This is a genomic window from Longispora urticae (assembly GCF_053902585.1).
In genome coordinates this window covers 64,501-86,444 of the sequence record NZ_JAQZSH010000048.1, presented here as the reverse complement: position 1 = coordinate 86,444, position 21,944 = coordinate 64,501, and the positions used below count along the sequence as shown (strand labels likewise).

Below are 21,944 nucleotides of genomic sequence, written 5' to 3'. Positions count from 1 at the left end.
AGTACCATGAAAGGGATTTTTGGGGGTGCTGGCGATGCGCGTCGTTCGAGGCACGATCCTGGCGGGAATGGTCGGCACGGCCACCTTCCTCGGCGTCATGATGCTCTGGCAGATCCTGGCCGGCAAGCCGGTCGCGGAGGTGTTCACGCCCATCGCGCACACCTTCCGCCGGAGCGTCGCGGTCGACGGGCCGGCGAGCCTGAACACCGTGCTGATCGCCATCGCGGCCGTGTTCGTGGTGACGATGGTGTTCAGCACGGCGCTGGAGGTCATCGAGTCGCAACGGACGGCCGGTACGGCGTTCTGGATGATCGGCGGGGCCACGATCCTGGCCGGGGTGTTCTGGGTCTTCACGCACATGTTCGCGTGGAACGCCGCCGACCCGGTGGCCGCCGATCACCTGTCCAAGGGTGGCGCGTGGTTGGCGAGCATCGTGACCGGCGCGGTCGTGGCGGCGTGCCTGCTGCCGGCGCGGTTGCCGGAGGAGCGGTTCTTCACGTCCGACCCGGTGGGCGGCGACTCGAGGGACACCCGGCCGATACCCCACTAGATCGACACCTTCATCCGGGTACCGGCCCGGGTGCGCCCGAAGGACTACGCCCGTCTCGTCTGCTCTGACGAGGCGGGTGTCGCGTTGTTCCCACCCCGGGGGGACGACGCCCGGGGTGCCTGGCTCCTAGTCTCTCTGCATGATCGATGACCGTACGCCGCCCTCGAACCGGCGGTGGACCCTCGCCGCGCTCCTCGCGGGCCTGGGTGGCGCGTCCCTGGTCGTGGTCGGCTGGTCGTTGCGGGGCTGGCACATCGCGCCCGACCACACCCGGCTGGGCGACGGGGACTGGTGGCTGGGGCTGCTGAGCCACGGGATGGCGCACCTGGCGTTCGGCCGGGTGGGGTTCAAGGTGGCGCTGGGGGCGGTCGTCGTCACGGTCGCGTGCGTCGTGTGGCTCCGGGGGCGGCGCAGGTCCTGACGCCGGGTGTCCTGTTCGTAGTGTCCAGTGTGTCCGCAGCTCTTCCGTATGCCGGGAGGCGGTGGCTACAGTCGCGGGACACATATCGAACGGGAGGAATGCGTGTCTCGTCTATGGCGCTCGTTCGCCGCCGCCGCCCTGCTCGCGGGCCTGGTCGGCATCGCCCAACCGGCGGCCGCCGCCGAGGGTGACATCCTGGCGCGGCTGAAGGCGATCCCCGGGTTGACCGTGGTCTCCGAGCAGTCGGTGCCCGCACCGTACCGGTTCTTCACCCTGACGTTCCGGCAGTACGTGGACCATCACAACCCCTCGCTCGGCACGTACCAGCAGCGGTTCACCCTGATGCACCGCGACACCGCCCGGCCGATGGTGCTGCACACCTCCGGCTACAACGTGTCGAGCCGCGCGTTCCGGTCCGAGCCCACCCAGTTGCTGGCCGGCAACCAGGTCTCCGTGGAGCAGCGGTTCTTCACGCCGTCGATCCCGGCCAATCCGAACTGGTCCAAACTGGACATCTGGCAGGCCGCGACGGATCACCACCGGCTGGTCAGCGCCCTGAAGAAGGTGTACAAGGCGAAGTGGGTCTCCACGGGCGCCAGCAAGGGCGGCATGACCTCGGTCTACCACCGGCACTTCTACCCGAACGATGTCGACGGCACGGTGGCCTACGTCGCGCCGAACGACGTGGTGGCCGACAGCGACGCGGCGTACGACCGGTTCTTCGCCAACGTCGGCACCCCCGAGTGCCGGGCCGCCCTCGACGCGGTGCAGGTCGAGGCGTTGCGCCGGCGCGGGACGCTGGAGCCCCGGCTGGAGGCGTGGGCCGCGGCGAACGGGCGGACCTACACGGTGGTCGACGGGCCGGACCGCGGGTTCGAGTACATGGTGAACAGCGCGCAGTGGGGCTTCTGGCAGTACGGCGGGGTGTCGTTGTGCGCGCAGGTGCCGGCGACCACGGCCAGCGACGACGAGATCTTCGCCTGGCTGGACGACTGGGGCGGCTTCGACTCCACCACCGACCAGGGCCTGGCCCCGTTCACCCCGTACTACTACCAGGCGGGTACGCAGCTCGGGTACCCGGTGATCCAGCTCGACCACCTCAGGAGCCAGCAGCGGTACCGGTTCGAGGACACCCCGCGCAACCTCGTACCCCGCTCGATTCCGATGTCCTTCCAGCCGTGGGTGATGCTCCAGATCGACCAGTGGGTGCAGATGCGGGGCAGCCGGCTGCTGTTCGTCTACGGGCAGAACGACCCGTGGGGCGCGGAGCCGTTCACCCTCGGCCCGGGCACGAAGGACTCGCTGAGCTTCACCGCTCCCGGCGCCAACCACGGGGCGAACATCTCCCGGCTGGTCGGGGACGAGGCGGCCACGGCGACGGCGGCGCTGCGCCGGTGGGCCGGGTACACCGCGCCCGCGCCGAGCCTGGCGGGGGAGCACTTCCCGGAACTGGACGACTGGGACCCGGTGATGGACCGGAGCCTGAACCCGGTCCGGTGACCTGAGGCACGAACACGGCGGGGCGGCGAGATCGTGGCCGCCCCGCCGCACCGTGCGCGGGCCCGAGCCGGGACCGGGCCTCCAGCCTGCGCGAGGCTCCGGGCCTAGCTCGGGTCGTAGATCCGTTCCGCGTACGCCGGCCCGTAGTACTCCTCCAGCTCCGCCAGGCTCTGTCCCTGCCGGTGCATGGCCTTCGCGATCTGCGCCGAGGACGGGGCCGCCCCGCCGTCCCACTCCGCCGGCTTCCACATCCTCCCGCGCAGGAACGCCTTCGGGCAGTGGAAGAAGATCTGTTCGATGTCGACTTCCAGGGCCAGCACGGGCCGGTGGCCCCGGACGACCATCCGGTCGAAGTACGGCGCCTCGCGGACCAGCCGGGCGCGGCCGTTGATCCGCAGGGTGTCGGGGCGCCCCGGTACCAGGAAGAGAAGTCCGACGTGCGGGTTGGACAGGATGTTGAGGAACCCGTCGGCGCGCCGGTTGCCGGGCCGCTCGGGGAGCGCGAGGGTGGTGTCGTCCAGGACGAGCGCGAAGCCGGCGGGGTCGCCCTTGGGGGACACGTCGCAGTTGCCGGCGGCGTCGGAGGTGGCGACGAGGCAGAAGGTGGCGGCGGCGAGCCAGTCCTTGTGGGTGTCGAGCAGCGCGGTGCGTTCCTTGGCCACGGCGGTCGGTTGGGGCTCGCCGAGCAGCTCTCTTAGCTCCGCCTCTGAGGTGATTTCCATGGATTTATCCCCGATTCGTTGATCTTCCAGCAGCTTAGTGACCCTCTGTAGGCTTCTCTGTGACGCACGTCTCGCCCTAGGGTCAGTACATGAACCTGGAGCTCCGGCATCTGCGGGTCATCTGCGCGATCGCCGAGACGGGCAGTGTGACCAAGGCGGCGGCCGTGCTCGGCCTCGCCCAGGCCGCGCTGACCGCACAGCTCCACCGGATCGAGGGCACCCTGGGCGGGGCGCTGTTCGAGCGTGACCGCAAGGGTGCGCGGCCCACGGCGCTCGGCGAACTGGTGCTCTCCCGGGCCCGGGTGCTGCTGCCCGCCGTGGAGGGTCTGCGCGAGGACGCGGCGCGGATGGCGAGTGCGACGGTGCCCGAGCGGTACCGGATCGGCGCCGTCAACGGGCCCATCCTCGGCGGCCTGGTGCACCGGCTCGCGGCCGAGCAGCCGGAGGCGCGGATCACCACCCACCCGGCCTGGTCGGCGGACGAGCTGATCGGCATGGTGGCCGCGCGCAAGCTGGACTTCGCGCTGATCGGGGTGTGCGGGGACGCGTCCCCGCCGACGAGCCAGGGCCTGATCTGGCGGGACATCGCGCTGGATCCGGTGTTCGTACTGGTGCCCGACGCGCACCCGGCCTCCGGTTGGGCGGAGGTGGAGCTGTCCGAGTTGGCCGACGCGCGCTGGTTGGCGACCCCGGGCGACGGCTGTTTCTCGGAGTGTTTCGCGGCGGCGTGCGTGCGTGCCGGGTTCACCCCGCAGGAGATGTACGAGACGGACCTCGCCGGCGCCTACGACCTCGTGACGGCCGGCGACGCGGTGGCGCTGTGCCAGCCGACGTTCCGGGTGGTCCCCGGCCTGAGCGCGGTGCCCCTGGCCGGGGTGCCGCTGCGCTGGCGGCACGTGCTGGGCTGGCATCCCGACTCGCCGGGCGCGGACATCGCCGAGCGGGTGGTGGCGCACGCGACGGCGGCGTACGCGGAGGCGGCCGGGCGCAGCACCGCGTACCAGGCGTGGCTGGCCCGCAATCCGGGCTACGGCCCTTCCGGTACGCCGGTGGTATGACCTAGCTGCTATCTATCTCGGTTGATCTGTCGCGGGTTAGCTTTGCCTCACCGCCAACGGCGGCTTCCTGGGAAGCGGCGGGCTGACCAGCTCAGCGAACTCGACCGTGGCCCGTCGCCTCCTTCCCCTCAAGGAGGAGTACCACACGATGAAGCGCAAAGTGACGACCGTTGTGGCTGTCGCGGCCATGACGGTGGGAGTCGTCTCCGCTCTGAATCTCCCGGCGTTGGCCGGCCCCGTCCCCCTCGCGGAGCCGTCCAGCGTCGGTGCGATCGCGCCCGAGGTGTACGGCGCGGTGCAGCGTGACCTGGGCATCAGCCCGGACAAGGTGAAGGACCGGTTCGTCCTGGAGGAGAAGGCGTCGCGGATCGAGGCGACCCTGCGCCGGCAGTTCGACGTCGGCTTCGGCGGCGGGTACATCTCCGCCGACGGGAAGTCCTACCAGGTCGGGGTGCTCAACGAGGCCCAGGCGGCGAAGGTCCGGGCGGCCGGTGGTGAGCCGGTGGCCGTGACCCGCACGGAGAAGCAGCTCGACGCGATCCGCGACCGGCTGGGCACGGTCCTCAAGGGCACCGAGGTGCCGTACTGGTACACCGATGTCACCACCAACACCGTCGTCGTCAAGGCGCACCCCGCGGCCGTGGCGCGCACCCGGTCGCTGGTCGCGACCGCCGGCGTGGAGGCCTCGGCGGTCCGGGTCGTGGAGACCACCGAGGCCCCCCGGCCGCTGATCGACGTGGTGGGCGGCAACGCGTACTACATCGGCTCGGGCACCCGCTGTTCCGTCGGCTTCTCGGTGACCACGGGCTTCGTCACCGCCGGGCACTGCGGCACCACGGGCGCGAGCACCACCCAGCCGAGCGGCTCGTTCGCGGGTTCGTCCTTCCCGGGCAACGACTACGCGTTCGTCCGGACCGCGGCGGGCAACACCCCGCGCGGTCTGGTCAACAACTACTCGGGCGGCAACGTGACCGTGGCCGGTTCGAGCGAGGCGGCCGTGGGCTCCTCGATCTGCCGGTCGGGTTCGACGACCGGGTGGCACTGCGGCACGATCCAGTCCCGCAACGCCTCCGTCACCTACCCGCAGGGCACGATCACGGGCCTCATCCAGACGAACGTGTGCGCCGAACCCGGTGACTCGGGCGGCTCGGCGATCTCGGGCAGCCAAGCCCAGGGCGTCACCTCCGGCGGCTCGGGCAACTGCTCCTCGGGTGGTACGACGTTCTTCCAGCCGGTCAACGAGATCCTCCAGACGTACGGCCTGACCCTGGTGACCGGCGGCGGCAACCCGACCCCGACGACCGGCCCGACCGGGGGCCCGGGCACCTGCACCGGCTACTCCGGTTCCCTGTCGGCGGGCGGCTCGGCGATCCAGCCGAACAACAGCTACTACCAGTCGGCCGGTTCGGGCACGCACGCCAGTTGCCTGCGCGGCCCGGCGGGCACGGACTACGACCTCGCGCTGCAGAAGTGGAACGGCAGCACGTGGGCGCAGGTCGCGGTGTCCAACGGCCCGACGAACGCCGAGCAGATCAGCTACAGCGGCACCGCCGGGTACTACCGGTACGTGGTGACCGCCTACTCCGGCTCCGGCGCGTACACGCTGAGCATCGCCAAGCCGGCGTAACCCGAGACGACCCCGGCCCGCCACCCTTGGGCCGGGGTCCCACCCCGGGCGCGGCTGGGTGCCCGGGGTGGCTAGGCCCCCGGCCCACCACCATGGGGCCGGGCCCCCGCCCCGGGCCGCTCGGAAGGCCCGGGGCGCGGCCCCCGGTGTGGCTCAGGCCACGCCGGGGGCTCCGGCGCGTAAACCCGGTGATCCGGCCCCGGCCGACCACCTATCCTGGTGCGGACATGGGAACAGCACCGGAAACACCCCGCCTCGCCGATCTCCTCCAGCGGCTGCCCGAGCTGATGCTGAAAGACCAGCGCAGGCTGGGGCGTCGGCTCGACGGCGCGCGCCGCGACCAGGGGAGGCTGCCGCAGATCGCCGCCGACCTGGCCACGGCCGAGGAGCGGGTGGCCCGGCGCCGGGCGGCGGTGCCGGCGATCACGTATCCCGAGGCGCTGCCGGTCAGCCAGAAGAAGGACGACCTGCTCGCGGCGATCCGCGACCACCAGGTCGTCATCGTGGCCGGGGAGACGGGTTCGGGGAAGACGACCCAGCTGCCGAAGATCTGCCTGGAACTCGGCCGGGGCGTGCGGGGCCTGATCGGGCACACCCAGCCGCGCCGGTTGGCCGCGCGGACGGTGGCGGACCGGATCGCCGAAGAGCTGAACGTGGAGCTGGGCGACGCGATCGGCTTCAAGGTCCGGTTCACCGACCACGTCAAGGACACGACGCTGGTCAAGCTGATGACGGACGGCATCCTGCTCGCGGAGTTGCAGAACGACCGGGCGCTGGAGCAGTACGACACGCTGATCATCGACGAGGCGCACGAGCGCAGCCTGAACATCGACTTCATCCTCGGGTACGTCAAGCAGCTCCTGCCGCGCCGCCCCGACCTGAAGGTGATCATCACCTCGGCGACGATCGACCCGGAGCGGTTCGCGGCGCACTTCGACGGCGCGCCGATCGTGGAGGTCTCGGGCCGCACGTTCCCGGTGGAGGTTCGGTACAACCCGATCGAGGATGAGGACACCGACCAGACCTCGGCCATCGCCGACGCGGTGGAGGAGCTCCAGTCGGAGGGGCCGGGGGACATCCTGGTGTTCCTCAGCGGCGAGCGCGAGATCCGGGACACGGCCGACGCGCTGAACAAGCTCAAGCTGCGGGGTACGGAGGTGCTGCCGCTCTACGCGCGGCTGTCCGTGGCCGAGCAGCACCGGGTGTTCGCCCCGCACGCCGGGCGCCGGGTGGTCCTGGCGACGAACGTGGCGGAGACGTCGCTGACGGTGCCGGGGATCAAGTACGTGATCGACCCGGGGACGGCGCGGATCTCGCGGTACAGCCACCGGTTGAAGGTGCAGCGGCTGCCGATCGAGGCGGTGTCGCAGGCGTCGGCCAACCAGCGCAAGGGCCGCTGCGGGCGCACCTCGGACGGCATCTGCATCCGGCTGTACTCGGAGGAGGACTTCGAGTCGCGCCCGGAGTTCACGGACCCGGAGATCCTGCGTACCAATCTGGCGTCCGTGATTCTCCAGATGACCTCGATCGGGCTGGGCGACATCGCGGCGTTCCCGTTCCTGGAGCCGCCGGACAAGCGCAACATCGCCGACGGCGTGCAGCTGCTGGAGGAGTTGGGCGCGCTCGACTCCGACGGGTTGACCCCGATGGGCCGCAAACTCGCCGCGCTGCCGGTGGACCCGCGGCTGGCCCGGATGGTGATCGAGGCCGACAAGCACGGCTGTGTCAGCGAGGTCATGGTGATCGCGGCGGCACTGTCCATCCAGGACCCGCGCGAGCGGCCCGCCGAGCACCAGATGGCGGCCACGGAGAAGCACTCCCGGTTCGTGGACAAGTCCTCGGACTTCGCGTCGTTCCTGGCGCTGTGGAAGCACCTGCAGGACCAGCAGCGGGAGCTGTCGAGCAACCAGTTCCGCCGGATGTGCCGCACCGAGTTCCTGAACTATCTCCGCGTCCGCGAGTGGCAGGACATCTACAGCCAGCTCCGCCAGGTCGCCAAGACCCTGAACCTCCCGTTGAACGACGCGCCGGCCGCTGCCCAGGGCATCCATCTCGCCCTGCTCAGCGGCCTTCTGTCGCACATCGGCCTGTTCGACGCGACCAAGCGCGAGTACCTCGGGGCGCGGGGTGCGAAGTTCTCGATCTTCCCGGGCTCGGCGCTGTTCAAGACCCCGCCGCGCTGGGTGATGTCCGCCGAGCTGGTGGAGACGTCGAAGCTCTGGGGCCGGATCAACGCGAAGATCGAGCCCGAGTGGGTGGAGCCCCTCGCGCCGCACCTGGTGAAGCGCAGCTACTCCGAGCCGCACTGGGAGAAGAAGCAGGCCGCCGTGATGGCGTACGAAAAGGTCACGCTGTACGGCGTGCCGATCGTCGCCCAGCGCAAGGTCAACTACGGCCGGATCGCGCCGACGGTGGCCCGGGACCTGTTCATCCGGCACGCGCTGGTCGAGGGCGACTGGGACACCCACCACGCGTTCTTCCAGGAGAACCGCGATCTCCTCGAGGAGGTCGAGGAGCTGGAGAACCGGGCCCGCCGCCGCGACATCCTGGTGGACGACGAGACCCTGTTCCAGTTCTACGACGAGCGGGTCGCCAAGGAGTGCGTCTCCGGTCGGCACTTCGACTCCTGGTGGAAGAAGACGAAACGCGAGCAGCCCGACCTGCTCAGCTTCTCCAAGGCGATGCTGATCAACGAGGGCAAGGGCGCGCTCGACCCGAAGGACTACCCGGACGTCTGGGACGGCCTGGCGCTCACGTACCAGTTCGAGCCCGGGGCCGACGCCGACGGGGTCACGGTGCACGTGCCGCTGGGCCGGCTGTCCACGCTGACCCCCGGGATCTTCGACTGGCAGATCCCCGGGCTGCGCCAGGACCTGGTCACGGCCCTGATCAAGTCGCTGCCGAAGGCCGTGCGGCGCAACTTCGTGCCGGCGCCCGACTACGCCGCCGCCGCGCTGGACCGGCTCACCCCCGGCTCGGAGCCGCTGCTCGACGGCCTGGAGCGCGAGCTGCGCCGCTACAGCGGGGGCCACCAGATCGGGCGCGCCGACTGGGACCTGTCCCGGGTGCCGGACCACCTGAAGATCACTTATCGGGTACTGGACGACAAGGGCGCCACCCTCGCCGAGGGCAAGGACCTGGTGGCCCTCCAGCAGCAGCTCAAGCCGAAGGTGCAGCAGGAGCTGGCCACGGCGGGCAGCTCGATCGAGCGGCGCGGGCTGAAATCCTGGGACCTCGGCGACCTGCCGCAGGTGATCCAGCGCAACCTGGGCGGCTACCCGGTGAACGCGTACCCGGCGCTGGTCGACGCGGGCGACTCGGTGTCGGTGAAGGTGTTCGAGAACCAGGCGGAGGCGGCGGCGGCCATGGTCGTCGGTACCCGTCGATTGCTGCTCCTGACGATCTCCTCGCCGGTGAAGCCGGTGCTGGCCCGGCTGTCCAACCAGGCGAAGCTGGCCCTGTCGCGCTATCCGGGCGGCAAGGCCACGGCGATGTTCGACGACTGCGCCAACTGCGCCGTGGACGCGCTCGTGGAGCAGGCCGGCGGCCCCGCGTGGACGGCGGAGGGGTTCACGAAGCTCCGCGACCACGTCCGGGCCTCGCTGTCCGACGTCGTGTACAACGTGATCACCCACGTGCAGCTCGTGCTGGGCATCGCGCACACCGTCGAGGGCCGGCTGAAGGCCCCCGCCGACCTGGCCGCGCTCGCCGACATGCGCCGGCAGCTGTCCGGGCTGATCTACCCGGGGTTCGTGGCGGCGGCCGGGGGCCGGCAGGTGCCGCAGCTGCCGCGTTACCTCAAGGGCATCGAGCAGCGCCTGGACAAGCTGCCGACGAACGGCGCCCGGGACAAGCAGTGGACCGCGTCGGTGCAGGAGGTCGAGGCGGAGTACCGCCAGCTGGTCACCGAGGTGCCGCCGAGTGCGGAGCTGACCAGGATCCGGTGGATGATCGAGGAGCTGCGGGTGAGCTATTTCGCGCAGAGCCTGGGGACCGCGTACCCGGTGTCGGAGAAGCGGATCTACAAGGCGATGGACGAGCTCTAGTAATTCGCAAATTCGGGTAATACGGATGCACCTCCCGGGGCAGGCTATGTGTTGGCAAACATCGCCTATACGGAGGTAACGCCCAATGCAACGCATTGCCAGAATTCTGATGGTCGGGGCCGTGGTCGCCTCGACCGTCGCCCTCGGCGCCACACCCGCCATGGCCGGCGACAGCCAGATCGTCCTGCCCGGCCAGTCCATCCAGGCGGCCGTCGACGCCGCGCACCCCGGTGGTGCCATCCAGCTGTTGCCCGGGACGTACGCGGGGGGCGTCAAGGTCACCAAGCACGGCATCACCATCCGGGGCGCGGGCCCGGAGACCGTCATCGCACCGATGGGCGCGAACGGTTGCGCGGGGCAGGCCCCGCCGACCGGCATCTGCGTCCTCGGCACGCCCGGGCACCCGGTACACGGCGTGACGGTGGAGTCCCTGACGGTCCGGGACTTCGAGTTCGGGGTGTTCGGGCTGTTCACCGACCGGCTGACCGTGCGCACCGTGCACGCGGTCGACAACCCCGAGTACGGCATCGCCGAGTTCGAGTCCACCCGCGGCGAGTTCGTCGGCAACTGGGTGACCGGCTCGCACGAGGAGGCCGGCCTGTACGTGGGTGACATCGCCAACGCGTACGGCACCAAGGTCTCCGGCAACCACGTCTCGGGCAGCGCGCTGGGCATCCTGGTCCGGCACGCCCACCACGTGAAGGTGTCGGCCAACAACATCGTCGACAACTGCGCCGGCATCGTGCTGGTGGACGACGGCCAGCCGGGCGGCCTCGGCCACGACGAGGTGAGCGCCAACAACGTGAGCGGCAACAACCGGTTCTGCCCGCCGGCCGGGGACGTGCCGCCGCTCCAGGGCACCGGCATCGCGCTGATCGGCGGCCAGTACAACAAGGTGTCGGCCAACATCGTCAACGACAACAAGGGTGGCCCCGTGCCGTTCCCGGGCGGCATCGTGCTGTTCCCGGGGGTCGGGGGCAACGCGGCCGCGCACAACCTGATCGAGGCGAACGTGGCGCACGGCAACCTGCCGGCGGACATCGTCGACAACAGCGGCGGCGGCTCGAACGTGTTCCAGGCCAACCACTGCGGTACGTCGCAGCCGGGTGGGCTCTGCGTTCCGTAGCGTGACCACGTCGACCCCGTCCCGGCTCGTCCGGGGCGGGGTCGACGCGTGTTCGGATGTAAGAGCACGGTTCGGGTCGGCGTTGGCTCTTTGGGTCTTGTTGGTCACCGCTGTCGGGCGCTGGCCGAAACCTGTTGGTACCTGTTGGTAGTGGATATAACGAAGCAGTGCTGAGCAGGGATCAGGCGGCCTGGCGGGGGGCCACCAACTGGAGTGCGTCGACGAGGGCGTTCTGCACCGGGTACGACCCGGGCAGCGCCCACCCCACCGTGCCCGGCGACACTTCCCACCGAACCCGTCCTGATGGGTACCGACTGGGCGGCGCCGGCACCCAGGAGCCCTGCCCGTGCCGGACTATGTCCAGCTGGCGGTCCAGTTCGGGGCGCAGCGGCTCGCCCTCGGCGACGAACAGCATCCACCGTCCGGAGGGCGAGACGCTGATCGGGCAGCGGGGTCCGTGCTCGTCGAGGATCCGCGCCGCGAGGGCCCCGAGGTACGCGGGTACCTCGATGACGTCGAAGCCGAGCCCGGTCGGCAACAGCACGGTGTACGGCGACCTGTACCACCAAGTGGCGATCAGGTCCGGGTCGGCCGTTGGTCGCAGTTGCGCGCCGAGGTCATCGTGTACGGGGTGGCAGTTGATGGTCGGACAGCTGGTCGTTCCGCAGTCGAATTTGTCCCCTGCCAGGTACGCCCCAGCTAGGACATTCCACCCATGTCGGGCGTATAACACAGCGGAGCGTCGAAGAAGTGTCCGAATCACCGGTCTAGGCACAGGATTCCACGTCATGGCGGCTGTTCCTCCGTCGTCACTTCTTCGCGGGGTGCTCGTTGGCCCGAATAGAACTCGGTACATGAAGAAGTTACTTGTACCTCTGCGTAGCGCAACAGACACAGTGTGCGATCTCTGGACGAGGAGGCAAAGAGATGGCCGTGGATGAGCTGCCCATCGGACGTCGGGTGGCGTACTGGCGCCTCCGCCGCAACTTGTCCCAACAAGTGTTCGCGGACCGGCTGGGCAAGTCGAAGAGCTGGGTCGACAAGGTGGAACGGGGGGTGCGCAGGCTGGACAAGTTCTCCGTCCTGTACGACATCGCCGAGGTCCTCCAGGTCGACGTCCAGCTCCTGATGGGCAAGGACCCGGCCCGCAAGCCGGACAGCGCCAACTGCATCGACCAGGTCGAGGTCGAGGAGATCCGCTCGTCCCTGGAGTGCTACGACAGCATCAGCCCGTTCCTCAGCCCCGTCGGGTTCGGCGAACCGCCACCGGTCGGCGAGCTGGAGAAGTCCGTCAACCACGCCTGGAACACCTTCCAGCACGTGCGGTACGGCATCCTGGCCCGGCTGCTGCCCCGCCTGATCAACGACGCCCAGGCCGCCGACCGCGCGTACCGGGGCCGGGCCGAGGAGAGCCAGGCCGCCTCCCTGCTCGCCCAGGTGTACATGATCTCCTCGTCGGCGCTGCGCAAACTCGGCGAGCACGAACTGTGCTGGCTCGCCGCCGACCGGGCCATCAACGTCGCCCAGCGCGCCGGCGACCCGCTGCTCACCGGCATCGCCTCCATGCGGGTGGCCAACGCGTTGCGCTCACTGGGCCGGCACCAGCCGGCCCTCGAACTCAACGTGTCCGTCGCCAACCACCTCGCGCCGTCCACCGAGGCGGAGGCCACCCCGGACCGGCTCAGCGTCTTCGGCATCCTGCTCCTCCAGGGCGCCATGGCCGCCGCGCACCTCGGGGACAACGCCGCCGTCAAGGAACTGCTCGACCAGGCCGAGGAGACCGCGGCGCTGTTAGGGCACGACGACAACCGGTACTGGACCAGCTTCGGCCCCACCAACGTCAAGCTGCACCGGGCCGCCGCCGCCGTCGAGATGGGCGAGGGCAAGCTCGCCGCCCAGGTGCACGCCAGCATCGACATGACCAAGTTCGAGGGGCTGCTCACCGAGCGCCGCGCCAACCACCTGATCGACCTCGCCCGGGGGCACACCCAGTACGGGGCCCTGGACAGCGCGGCCACCATGCTCCTGGAGGCCAACGAACTGGCCCCCTCCGAGGTGCTGTGCCGCCCGCAGGCCCAGGAGGTCGCCAGCGAGGTCGTCCGACGCAACCGGGGCAACGTCCCCACCCAGCTCGTCGAGCTCGTGGACCACATGGGAGTGGCGGCGTGAAGACCCTCTACGTCATCGCGTGCGGCTCACCCCTCGCCGCCGGGGTGGGCCGGCTCGTCGAGCTGGCCCAGGCCGACGGCTGGGACGTGTGCGTGGTGGCCACCCCCGACGGCACCAAGTTCATCGACACCGACGCGCTGGTACTCCAGACCGGGCACCCGGTACGCAGCACCTACAAGAACCCCGACGACCCCGACGTACTCCCCGAGCCCGACGCGGTGATCGTCGCCCCCGCCACCGTCAACACGATCAACAAGTGGGCCGCCGGGATCTGCGACACCCTGGCGCTCGGCCTGATCGTGGAGGCCATCGGGCTCGGGCTGCCGATCGTCACGATGCCCTTCTCCAACCGGGCGCACGCCGCGCACCCCGCGTTCGGGGAGAGCCTGCGCCGCCTGGAGAGCTGGGGGGTGCGGGTGCTGTGGGACACCCCCGGGCACCGGCCGCACGAGCCTCGGCACGGCGCGCACCTCGTCGACGCGTTCCCCTGGCACATGGCGCTGGAGGGGCTACCCCGGCGAGCCGCGTTATCGGCGGCGTGAGGACCCGGTAGCCTCGCCGCGGTGAACCTCTCGGACCTCCTCGCACTCCTCGACACGTGGTATCCGCCGGCCTGGGCCGAGGACTGGGACAGGGTGGGGCTGGTCGTCGGCGACCCCGAGTACTTCGTGCACCGCGTCCACCTCACCGTCGACTGCGTGCCCGAGACCATCGCGGAGGCCATCGACGCCGGGGCCCAGCTCATCGTCGCCCACCACCCCCTGCTGCTCCGGGGCGTGTCCAGCGTCGCGGCGACCACCTTCAAGGGCCGGATGATCCGCGACCTGATCCGCGCCGGCGTCGCCCTGCACGTCGTGCACACCAACGGCGACGTCGCCAACCCCGGCGTCTCCGACGCGCTCGCCGACCGGCTCGGCATGACCGATCTGCGCCCCCTGGTTCCGGCGACCGGCGCGGCGGCCGGCGGGGGACGCGGGATCGGCCGGATCGGGGAACTGTCCGAGGACATGACGCTCGCCGAGTTCGCCGAACACGCCAACTGTGTGCTCCCCACCACCTCCTGGGGCGTTCGCGCCGGTGGCGACCCTGACCGGATTGTCCGCACGGTTGCGGTCTCCGGCGGCGCGGGGGACAGTTACCTGATGGCGGCCACCTCGGCCGGTGTCGACGCCTTCCTCACCTCCGACCTGCGCCACCACCCCGCCAGCGAACACCTGGCGGCCGGCGGCCCGGCCCTGCTGGACGCGGCCCACTGGGCCACCGAGCGCCCGTGGCTCGACGACCTGGCCCGCCGGATGCGAGATGAGGCCGGAGTAGATACCGTCGTGTCTGACGCCGTGACCGACCCGTGGAACGTTTGAGGAGCCCAGCCAGTGAAGGTCGACCCGTTCGTACAGCTCCGTGTGCTTGATCTGCAGGCGGTCGACACTGCCCTCAACCAGCTCGCGCACCGGCGGAAGAACCTGCCCGAGCACGCCGAGCTGGTCAAGATCGACAACGACCTCCGCCAGATCGTCGACGAGCGGGCCAACGCCCAGGCCGAGGTCGACGACCTGGACCGCGACATCAAGCGGTACGAGGGCGATATCGACCAGGTCCGCCAGCGCGCCCAGCGCAACCAGGCCCGGCTCGACTCCGGCCAGGGCACCGGCAAGGAACTCGAGGCCCTCCAGCACGAACTCGTCTCCCTCGGCCGCCGGCAGGGCGAGCTGGAGGACTCCGAGCTGGAGTTGATGGAGAAGCGCGAGTCGGCCGCCGCCGTCGTCGCGGGCATCGCCGGCCGGGTCGAGGCGCTCACCGCCGCGAAGAACGCCGCCGAGGCCAGCCGCGACAAGGCCCTCGCCGAGATCGCCGCCGAGGAGGACCGCCGCCGCGAGTCCCGCGGCCCGATCGTGCTGAACCTGCCGGCCGACTTCCTCGCCCTGTACGAGAAGATCCGCGACTCCAGCGGCGGTATCGGCGCGGCCATGCTCCGCCAGCGCCGCTGCGAGGGCTGCCGCCTGGAACTGTCCGGCGGCGCGCTCGCCGAGGTCCGCGCCACCAAGCCCGACGAGGTCGTCCGGTGCGAGGAGTGCCGGCGGATCCTGGTCCGGACGGGCGAGTCCGGCCTGTGACCGCCCGGGTCGTGGTCGAGGCGGACGGCGGCTCGCGGGGCAACCCGGGACCCGCCGGGTACGGCGCGGTCGTCCTCGACCCGGCGACCGGTGCGGTGCTCGCGGAACGGGCCGACGTGCTCGGCATCGCGACCAACAACGTGGCCGAGTACTCCGGGCTGATCGCCGGGCTGCGGGCCGCCGGCGAGCTCGGGGCCCGGCAGGTCGACGTGCGGATGGACTCCAAGCTCGTCGTGGAGCAGATGTCCGGGCGGTGGCAGATCAAGCACGAGGGGCTCAAGCCGCTCGCGCGGGAGGCCGCCGCGTTGGCCCGGGGGTTCGAGCGGGTCACGTACCAGTGGATTCCGCGGGCGGAGAACGCGCGGGCGGACGCGTTGGCGAACAGCGCGATGGACGGGAAGCCGGTGTCGCGCAACGGGGCCACCGAGTCCGACGCGCCGGCCGCCGAGGCGCCGGCCCCCGGAGGCTGGGTGCCCCGCGCGGAGGCCCCGACCCGGCTCATCCTGGTCCGGCACGGCGAGACGCCCCGCACGGCGGAGAAGCGGTACTCGGGCCGGGGCGACGTACCCCTCACCGACCGGGGCCAGGCCCAGGCGAAAGCCGCAGCCGGCAGAGTGGGCCTGATCGCCGACGACGTCGCCGCCATCGTCTGCTCGCCCCTGACCCGCACCCGGCAGACGGCGGAGGCCATCGCGGCCCGCTACGCCCGCAAGCCGGTCCTCGAACCCGACCTCATCGAGTGCGACTTCGGCACCTGGGAGGGCCTCACCTTCGGGGAGGTGTCCGCCCAGTGGCCGGCCGAGCTGACCGCGTGGCTGGGCGACACGTCGCTGGCCCCGCCCGGCGGTGAGTCGTTCGACCAGGTCGCCGAGCGGGTACGCGGCGCGGTGGCCAGGCTCCGGGACAGGTACTCCGGAAAGACGATCGTCGTGGTCAGCCACGTCAGCCCGATCAAGGTGGCGCTGCGCGAGGCGCTCGACGGCGGCCCCGGGTTCCTGCACCAGCTGCACCTGGACCCGGCCGGGGTGTCCCTGGTCGACTCGTGGCGCGACGGCGGCGTCTCGGTCCGCCTGGTCAACGACACGTCCCACCTGACCCACCTCTGACCGACCCCGACGCGAGGGGCTGCCCACACGGGCGGCCCCTTTTCGTCGGTCACCGACGGTTATTCCTACCCCGCGTCGGAATACACGCGGTGACGGGTCGACCGTTCGGCGCGCGGAGGCAGCCGTTCGGCGCGTCGGGGGCTCCCCCGAACGGCTGATAGGGGTTACTGTGCGCGGGCACATGATCCAGGTCACACAAGGAGCCAGGATGCCCGCCCCCGACACCGCGCCCCGGCGCAGCGATCGAAGTCCGTGGAACTGGCTGCTGCTGGTCCCGATCGTTCTCCCACTGCTTACCTTCGTCTTCAACGCGGACTCGCCGCGCCTCTTCGGCTTTCCCCGGTTCTACTGGCTCCAGCTCGCCTTCATCATTGTCGGCGTCTCCGGCACGACCCTGGTGTACCGGATGGGTAAGAGATCATGACCATCAAGTGGACACAACTGATCATCTTCGCCGTCCTGTTCCTCCTGGTCAGTGGCATGGGCTTCGTGGCCGCCCGGTGGCGCCGCCCGCAGACCATGGAACACCTCGACGAGTGGGGCCTGGGCGGGCGCAACTTCGGCTCCTGGGTCAGCTGGTTCCTGATCGGCGGTGACCTGTACACGGCGTACACCTTCGTGGCGGTGCCCGCCCTGGTCTTCGGCGCGGGCGCGATGGGCTTCTTCGCGGTCCCGTACACCGTCGTGGTCTATCCGCTCGTGTTCCTGGTCCTGATCCGGCTCTGGTCCGTCTCGCACCGGCACGGCTACGTCACCCCGGCCGACTTCGTGCGCGGCCGGTTCGGCTCCCCGGTGCTGGCCCTGGTCATCGCGGTCACCGGCATCGTCGCCACCATGCCCTACATCGCCCTCCAGCTCGTCGGCATCGAGGCCGTACTCAAGTCGATGGGCGTGACCGGGCACTGGCCGATCATCGTCGCGTTCGGCATCCTGGCGGCCTACACCTACAAGTCGGGCCTGCGCGCTCCGGCGCTGATCGCCTTCGTCAAGGACACCCTGATCTACGTCGTGATCATCGTGGCCGTGCTGTACATCCCGTACAAGCTCGGCGGCTGGGGGAGCATCTTCGACGCGGCGGACGCCAAGTTCACCAAGTCGCCGAACCCCGCCGACGGCACCCTGCTGAACGCGAACAACCAGCTCCAGTACGTCACCCTGGCGTTCGGCTCGGCTCTGGCTCTGTTCCTGTATCCGCACTCGGTCACAGGGGTGCTCGCGAGCAAGAACCGCGACGTCATCAAGCGGAACATGTCGGCCCTGCCCGCCTACAGCCTGCTGCTCGGCCTGATCGCCCTGCTCGGCTTCATGGCCATCGCCGCCAAGGTCACCCCGATCGGCACCGACACGAACACGATCGTCCCGCAGCTGTTCGACAAGCTGTTCCCCGACTGGTTCGTCGGCATCGCGTTCGCCGCGATCGGCATCGGCGCCCTGGTCCCGGCCGCCATCATGTCCATCGCGGCCGCGAACCTGTTCACCCGCAACATCTACAAGGAGTTCCTGCACAGGACGGCCACGCCCAAGCAGGAGGCGAACGTCAGCAAGATAACCTCGCTGGTCGTCAAGATCGGCGCGGTCCTGTGCATCCTGCTCCTCGACCCCCAGTTCTCCATCGACCTCCAGCTCATCGGCGGCGTGATCATCCTCCAGACGCTGCCGGCCGTGGCCATCGGCCTCTATACCCGCTGGTTGCACCGGTGGGCGCTGCTCGCGGGCTGGGCGGTCGGGCTCGGGTTCGGGCTGTGGATGCTCTACCAGATCCCGAACGCGGCGGGTACGAAGAAGCACTTCGGCGGGTCTGCGTTCCCGTTGGCGAAGTTCGGCTTCGACACCAAGATGACGGTGTACGTGGGGCTGGTGGCTGTCGCGGCCAACCTGTTGGTCGTGGTGCTGGCGACGTTGCTGTTCCGGGCGCTGGGGACGCCGAGCGGCATCGACCACACGCATCCGACGGACTACACGTCGGACGAGGGGGATGTGCGGCCGGTCGTGGAGGACTCCAAGCCGGACGCGCTGACCGCGTTGATCAACGGGGAGGGTGGGAACCGGAGGTCATAGGTTTTGGCCGGTCATGGCTGGGCCGCTCGGGGTGAGCTGTGAGGGTCATGACCGGTCGGCGTCTAACCCGACCGCGGGGCGGCCCGGCCCTGCGGTCGGGTTTCCCATGTCTCCGGTGGGCTTCGGCACCTGGTGAGCGCCGGGCGTGGACGCAGTCGGCGTCGGGTCGGCGGCCAGGTCCGGTCGCATGTCCTGTGCGTCCGCCCAGGGTGGTTGTCAGCGGAAGAGGAGCCAGGCGGCGATCGTGATGCCGAAGAGGACGACGCAGGCGCGGAGGACCTTGGCCGGGACCCTGCGGGCCAGGCGGGCGCCGAGGTAGCCGCCGATGATCGTGGCCGGGAGCAGGAGGGCGACCGCGCCCCAGTTGGGTGAGGCGAAGACGCCGAAGATGGCCGCCGTCGCCAGGCCGGTCGTGGCCGAGATGACGTTCTTCAGCGCGTTGATGCTGGTCAGCTTGTCGGCGAGGGTCAGCGACAGGCCGGCGAGGAGCATGACGCCGACGGCCGCGCCGAAGTACCCCGCATAGGTGGAAAGCCCGAAGACCGTGAGGTGCAGGACCGCCGGGTGCGTCTCCCGGGCTTCCTTTTTGGGTACGAGCAGAGCCAGGCTCGCCGCCAGCACCAGGAACGGCACGACCGCCTCGAACGCCGCCGCCGGGGTGTTGAGCAACACCGCGCAGCCGACAGCCGCCCCGGCCAGGGCGGTGGGGATGAGCCGGGCTGCCTTCTTCCGGTCCAGGTCCTTCCAGCTGCCGGCGACGCTCGCTAGGTAGCCGCCGGTGGCCGCGATCGAGTTCGACACGTTCGCGGTGACGGGGGACAGCCCGGCCGCGATCAGCGCGGGGAACGTGATCAGCGAACCGCCGCCCGCGATCGCGTTGACCGCCCCGGCGGCCAGCCCGGCCGTGAGGAGGAGGGGGACGTTCATCCCGTCAGCACCGCGTGCAGGGCGCGCATCGAGCGGATCGCCGAGCGGACCTCCTGGAGGTAGTTCGCCGGGGTGAACGGGAGCGCGGTGGGCGCGAGCCCCACGGTGTCGATCTCGCAGCCGTACTCCAGGCCGAGGACGCGGAGAGCGTCGCAGTGCTGGAAGGGGACGTACGCGGTGGAGGTCACCAGGAGAAGTCTGCCGGTGGGGGAGTAGTTCTCGGCCCAGTAGCGGTAGGTGTCGGCGGTGTTGGCGCGGCGGCCGGGGGTGCTGGAGGGGGCGGCGAGGATGGTGTGGGTCGCCGGGGCTGGCTGCGTCGCGGGAGACGACGTTGGTGCGGGGAGGGCCTGGCTGGGTGGGGCTGCGGTGTAGCGGTGGGCGTGGGCGGTGGTCTCCGTGGCAGTGGTGAGGTGGAAGGCCAGGCGCATGCCGGCGTCCATGGCCTCGAACTCTGTCTGCGGGGTGCCCAGGCCCAGGCGGAGGCCGAGGGACTTCTCGATGTCGGTCAGGGGGCGGAAGCTGCCGAGGGCGGTGACATGGTCGGCGGAGACCCGGGCGCTGAGCCGGGCCGCGTACTCCGGGCGTTGGATGCAGGCCCGGATGAGGCCACCGAGTACCAGAATGTGGGTGTAAGTCTGGTTTTTGGGAGACTCTTCGTCTACCAGGCCCAGGGCTCGGCACGAGGCTGTGACCAGGGCGGACAGCGCCGGGTCGAACTCCTTGGCCCGGGCGAGGTGGCGCTCCTGGCCGGCGCGGAAGTCCCACACGCCCTGGGAGAACACGTCGAGATCGGAGAGGATCTTCGCCAGCGAACCGGTCGGCCAGGCGCCGCCGAACGCCCTGACCAGCTCCCTGAGCGGCCGCGACGTGACCCACACCTCGATCTGCCCGACGTCGGCGCTGCTCGGCAAGGGGATCTTCATATCCACTAGGCTAGGGGTACGGCGGACGAGTCGGCCGGGCGGTCGCGTGTCCCTTTCGAGGGACCCGAGGAACGTCCGGGCTCCACAGGGCAGGGTGGTTGTTAACGGCAACCCGGGGTGACCCGCGGGACAGTGCCACAGAGAACAGACCGCCACGGCTTCGGCCGAGGTAAGGGTGAAACGGTGGGGTAAGAGCCCACCAGCGCCCCGGGTGACCGGGGCGGCTAGGTAAACCCCACCCGGAGCAAGGTCAAAAGGATCTTCGGATCTGCGCGAGCGTTTGAGGGCGGCCCGCCCGAGTTCGCGGGTAGACCGCTAGAGCCCATCGGTGACGGTGGGCGTAGATGGATGGCCGCCAGGGGGCTTCGGCTCGCTACAGAACCCGGCGTACAGGCCGACTCGTCCGCCGCCTCCCAGTTCAGGGCCTTGGATCAAGGCTGTGAGCTGGCTGTATTCACGGTATTCGTGGTCGACAGTGGGCGTTGCTGGGCGACGTTTGACTCCCCAGGGACTCCCCAAGCGGCACTCCCATTCCCCACAGACTCCCCAAAGATCGACTCAAGCGGGTCAGTCAGGGCTGGCCTCGCACGCCAGCATAGGAATCCTTCGTGGGTTCGAACCTCACGCCTTCTGTGCGCGTTCGGGGTGAGAGATACTTGCCGCATGCTGTCGAAGTTGCTCTATGAACCCGTTCCCGATCATCCGTCAGTGAAGGTAGTTGGCCGACTCCGTGCGTTCGTTGCCTGGCTCGCTGCGCCGCGTGGCGACGACTTTGATGGCCGGATGTGCAGGGCTGCTGCACAGGCGTTGGTCAGAGAAGCCTTTAGGAAGACTCTTGCGGCGCAAGACGACGCGCACCTGCGTCCAGACGCCTTCACTCGGGCGTGGAAGGACGAAGTGAAACAGCTCCTGGGTCAGCCGGCCGCCGAGATCGATGGCTGGGGTGAGGTTGATGTTTCGCGCTTAGACATTGAGTTTGTCTGGGAGCTGTTTGATGCAGCAAGTTCGGCGCGGCACCGCACGATCTCCCAAGCGAAACCTGGGCCAAGTAAGCCGTATAAGGTCGATGTTGAGGCTGAGACGTTTCACTTCATCATCGACGGAGATGAGGAGCGCGACCTTGGCGAGGTGAAGTATGGGGTTTGTCAGCTTTGTGGCACAGGCTTGCTTTACAAGATCTCATTCTCACCTGAGTGGCAGTACTCAGGTCTTGGAACACTTGCATTGGACGAACTTCAGGCTCGTCATCCCCACTTGACCTGGTATACAACTGGTCAGTACGCATGGTCCAAGGGTTTCTATGACCGCTACCGCCGGCGGAACTCAAGTCCGTGGGTGCCCGGGAAGGTCTGCCCGCATTTTGGTAAGTAGGTGACCCCTGGTCATCGCGGCGATCCTCCGCCTTTAAGCGGTTGGTCGTAGGTTCGACCCCTACCAGGCGCACCCCTTCCCCGCCGGAATTTCCACAGGTCAGGGCATGAATCTGACGCCTCGGTAGTGACCTTTGGTGACCCCGTCGCACCCTTGATCGCCTTCCGCTGTTGCACGTGGAACGCACGATGCACGGAGCCAAGTCCCCCGAAGAAGCACGAGGCCG

The 21,944-nt window shown here is 69.7% G+C and carries 19 protein-coding genes and 1 other RNA gene; 16 read left to right on the top strand and 4 right to left on the bottom strand.

Features of this window, described 5'->3' with window-relative positions:
* Positions 1-34 precede the first annotated feature (34 nt).
* The 3 genes from PT931_RS33045 to PT931_RS33035 all read left to right on the top strand — a co-directional run bounded on the left by PT931_RS33045 (position 35) and on the right by PT931_RS33035 (position 2,471).
* A complete protein-coding gene (locus tag PT931_RS33045; protein WP_456249640.1) occupies positions 35-550 on the top strand; it encodes a hypothetical protein in 516 nt (171 codons plus the stop codon).
* Between the two features lie 139 nt (positions 551-689).
* Entirely contained in the window at positions 690-971 is a 282-nt protein-coding gene (locus PT931_RS33040; protein ID WP_456249639.1) for a hypothetical protein, read from the top strand.
* Between the two features lie 102 nt (positions 972-1,073).
* On the top strand, positions 1,074-2,471 hold the full coding sequence (locus PT931_RS33035) for a S28 family serine protease (RefSeq protein ID WP_456249638.1): 1,398 nt from the start codon (positions 1,074-1,076) through the stop codon (positions 2,469-2,471).
* Positions 2,472-2,575: 104 nt separating this feature from the next.
* Here PT931_RS33035 and PT931_RS33030 read toward each other — a convergent pair whose 3' ends face one another.
* A complete protein-coding gene (locus PT931_RS33030; protein ID WP_456249637.1) occupies positions 2,576-3,193 on the bottom strand; it encodes a pyridoxamine 5'-phosphate oxidase family protein in 618 nt (205 codons plus the stop codon).
* Positions 3,194-3,282: 89 nt separating this feature from the next.
* Between PT931_RS33030 and PT931_RS33025 the strand changes: the two genes are divergently transcribed.
* From PT931_RS33025 to PT931_RS33010, 4 genes are all read left to right on the top strand, one after another.
* Positions 3,283-4,251, top strand: a complete 969-nt coding sequence (locus tag PT931_RS33025) for a LysR family transcriptional regulator (protein ID WP_456249636.1) — start codon at positions 3,283-3,285, stop codon at positions 4,249-4,251.
* A 160-nt stretch (positions 4,252-4,411) separates the two neighbouring features.
* The gene (locus PT931_RS33020) at positions 4,412-5,878 is read left to right on the top strand and encodes a S1 family peptidase (RefSeq protein ID WP_456249635.1); all 1,467 of its coding nucleotides are present in this window, start codon (positions 4,412-4,414) and stop codon (positions 5,876-5,878) included.
* A 227-nt stretch (positions 5,879-6,105) separates the two neighbouring features.
* Complete coding sequence (gene hrpA, locus PT931_RS33015) at positions 6,106-9,924, top strand: ATP-dependent RNA helicase HrpA (RefSeq protein WP_456249634.1); 3,819 nt, start codon at positions 6,106-6,108, stop codon at positions 9,922-9,924.
* Positions 9,925-10,009: 85 nt separating this feature from the next.
* Entirely contained in the window at positions 10,010-11,050 is a 1,041-nt protein-coding gene (locus PT931_RS33010) for a right-handed parallel beta-helix repeat-containing protein (RefSeq protein ID WP_456249633.1), read from the top strand.
* 181 nt (positions 11,051-11,231) lie between these two features.
* Here the strand turns inward: PT931_RS33010 and PT931_RS33005 are convergent, their stop codons facing one another.
* Positions 11,232-11,840 carry a bifunctional DNA primase/polymerase gene (locus tag PT931_RS33005; protein WP_456249632.1) on the bottom strand — a complete coding sequence of 203 codons (609 nt, stop codon included), beginning with the start codon at positions 11,838-11,840 and terminating at the stop codon, positions 11,232-11,234.
* A 143-nt stretch (positions 11,841-11,983) separates the two neighbouring features.
* Here PT931_RS33005 and PT931_RS33000 point away from each other — a divergent pair, with 143 nt between their 5' ends.
* From PT931_RS33000 to mctP, 7 genes are all read left to right on the top strand, one after another.
* Entirely contained in the window at positions 11,984-13,219 is a 1,236-nt protein-coding gene (locus PT931_RS33000) for a helix-turn-helix domain-containing protein (RefSeq protein WP_456249631.1), read from the top strand.
* The gene (locus PT931_RS32995) at positions 13,216-13,761 is read left to right on the top strand and encodes a flavoprotein (RefSeq protein ID WP_456249630.1); all 546 of its coding nucleotides are present in this window, start codon (positions 13,216-13,218) and stop codon (positions 13,759-13,761) included. Before PT931_RS33000 ends, PT931_RS32995 begins: the two co-directional genes overlap by 4 nt.
* A gap of 21 nt (positions 13,762-13,782) precedes the next feature.
* Entirely contained in the window at positions 13,783-14,580 is a 798-nt protein-coding gene (locus PT931_RS32990) for a Nif3-like dinuclear metal center hexameric protein (RefSeq protein WP_363728720.1), read from the top strand.
* Between the two features lie 12 nt (positions 14,581-14,592).
* The gene (locus PT931_RS32985) at positions 14,593-15,333 is read left to right on the top strand and encodes a zinc ribbon domain-containing protein (protein ID WP_456249629.1); all 741 of its coding nucleotides are present in this window, start codon (positions 14,593-14,595) and stop codon (positions 15,331-15,333) included.
* Positions 15,330-16,439, top strand: coding sequence for a bifunctional RNase H/acid phosphatase (locus tag PT931_RS32980; protein WP_456249628.1), 1,110 nt, complete (start codon positions 15,330-15,332; stop codon positions 16,437-16,439). The genes PT931_RS32985 and PT931_RS32980 overlap by 4 nt, the downstream gene beginning before the upstream one ends.
* Positions 16,440-16,647: 208 nt before the next feature.
* Positions 16,648-16,863: a DUF3311 domain-containing protein gene (locus PT931_RS32975; protein ID WP_363728717.1), complete on the top strand. Its 216-nt coding sequence runs from the start codon at positions 16,648-16,650 to the stop codon at positions 16,861-16,863.
* A complete protein-coding gene (mctP, locus tag PT931_RS32970; RefSeq protein ID WP_456249627.1) occupies positions 16,860-18,497 on the top strand; it encodes a monocarboxylate uptake permease MctP in 1,638 nt (545 codons plus the stop codon). Before PT931_RS32975 ends, mctP begins: the two co-directional genes overlap by 4 nt.
* A gap of 216 nt (positions 18,498-18,713) precedes the next feature.
* Here the strand turns inward: mctP and PT931_RS32965 are convergent, their stop codons facing one another.
* The gene (locus PT931_RS32965) at positions 18,714-19,424 is read right to left on the bottom strand and encodes a sulfite exporter TauE/SafE family protein (RefSeq protein WP_456249626.1); all 711 of its coding nucleotides are present in this window, start codon (positions 19,422-19,424) and stop codon (positions 18,714-18,716) included.
* Positions 19,421-20,347, bottom strand: coding sequence for a hypothetical protein (locus PT931_RS32960; RefSeq protein WP_456249625.1), 927 nt, complete (start codon positions 20,345-20,347; stop codon positions 19,421-19,423). The genes PT931_RS32965 and PT931_RS32960 overlap by 4 nt, the downstream gene beginning before the upstream one ends.
* Before the next feature lie 26 nt (positions 20,348-20,373).
* Between PT931_RS32960 and rnpB the strand changes: the two genes are divergently transcribed.
* Together rnpB and PT931_RS32950 are read left to right on the top strand one after the other, a co-directional pair.
* Positions 20,374-20,753: RNase P RNA component class A (rnpB, locus tag PT931_RS32955), an RNA gene on the top strand.
* A gap of 257 nt (positions 20,754-21,010) precedes the next feature.
* Positions 21,011-21,718: a hypothetical protein gene (locus PT931_RS32950; RefSeq protein ID WP_456249624.1), complete on the top strand. Its 708-nt coding sequence runs from the start codon at positions 21,011-21,013 to the stop codon at positions 21,716-21,718.
* Positions 21,719-21,944 lie beyond the last annotated feature (226 nt).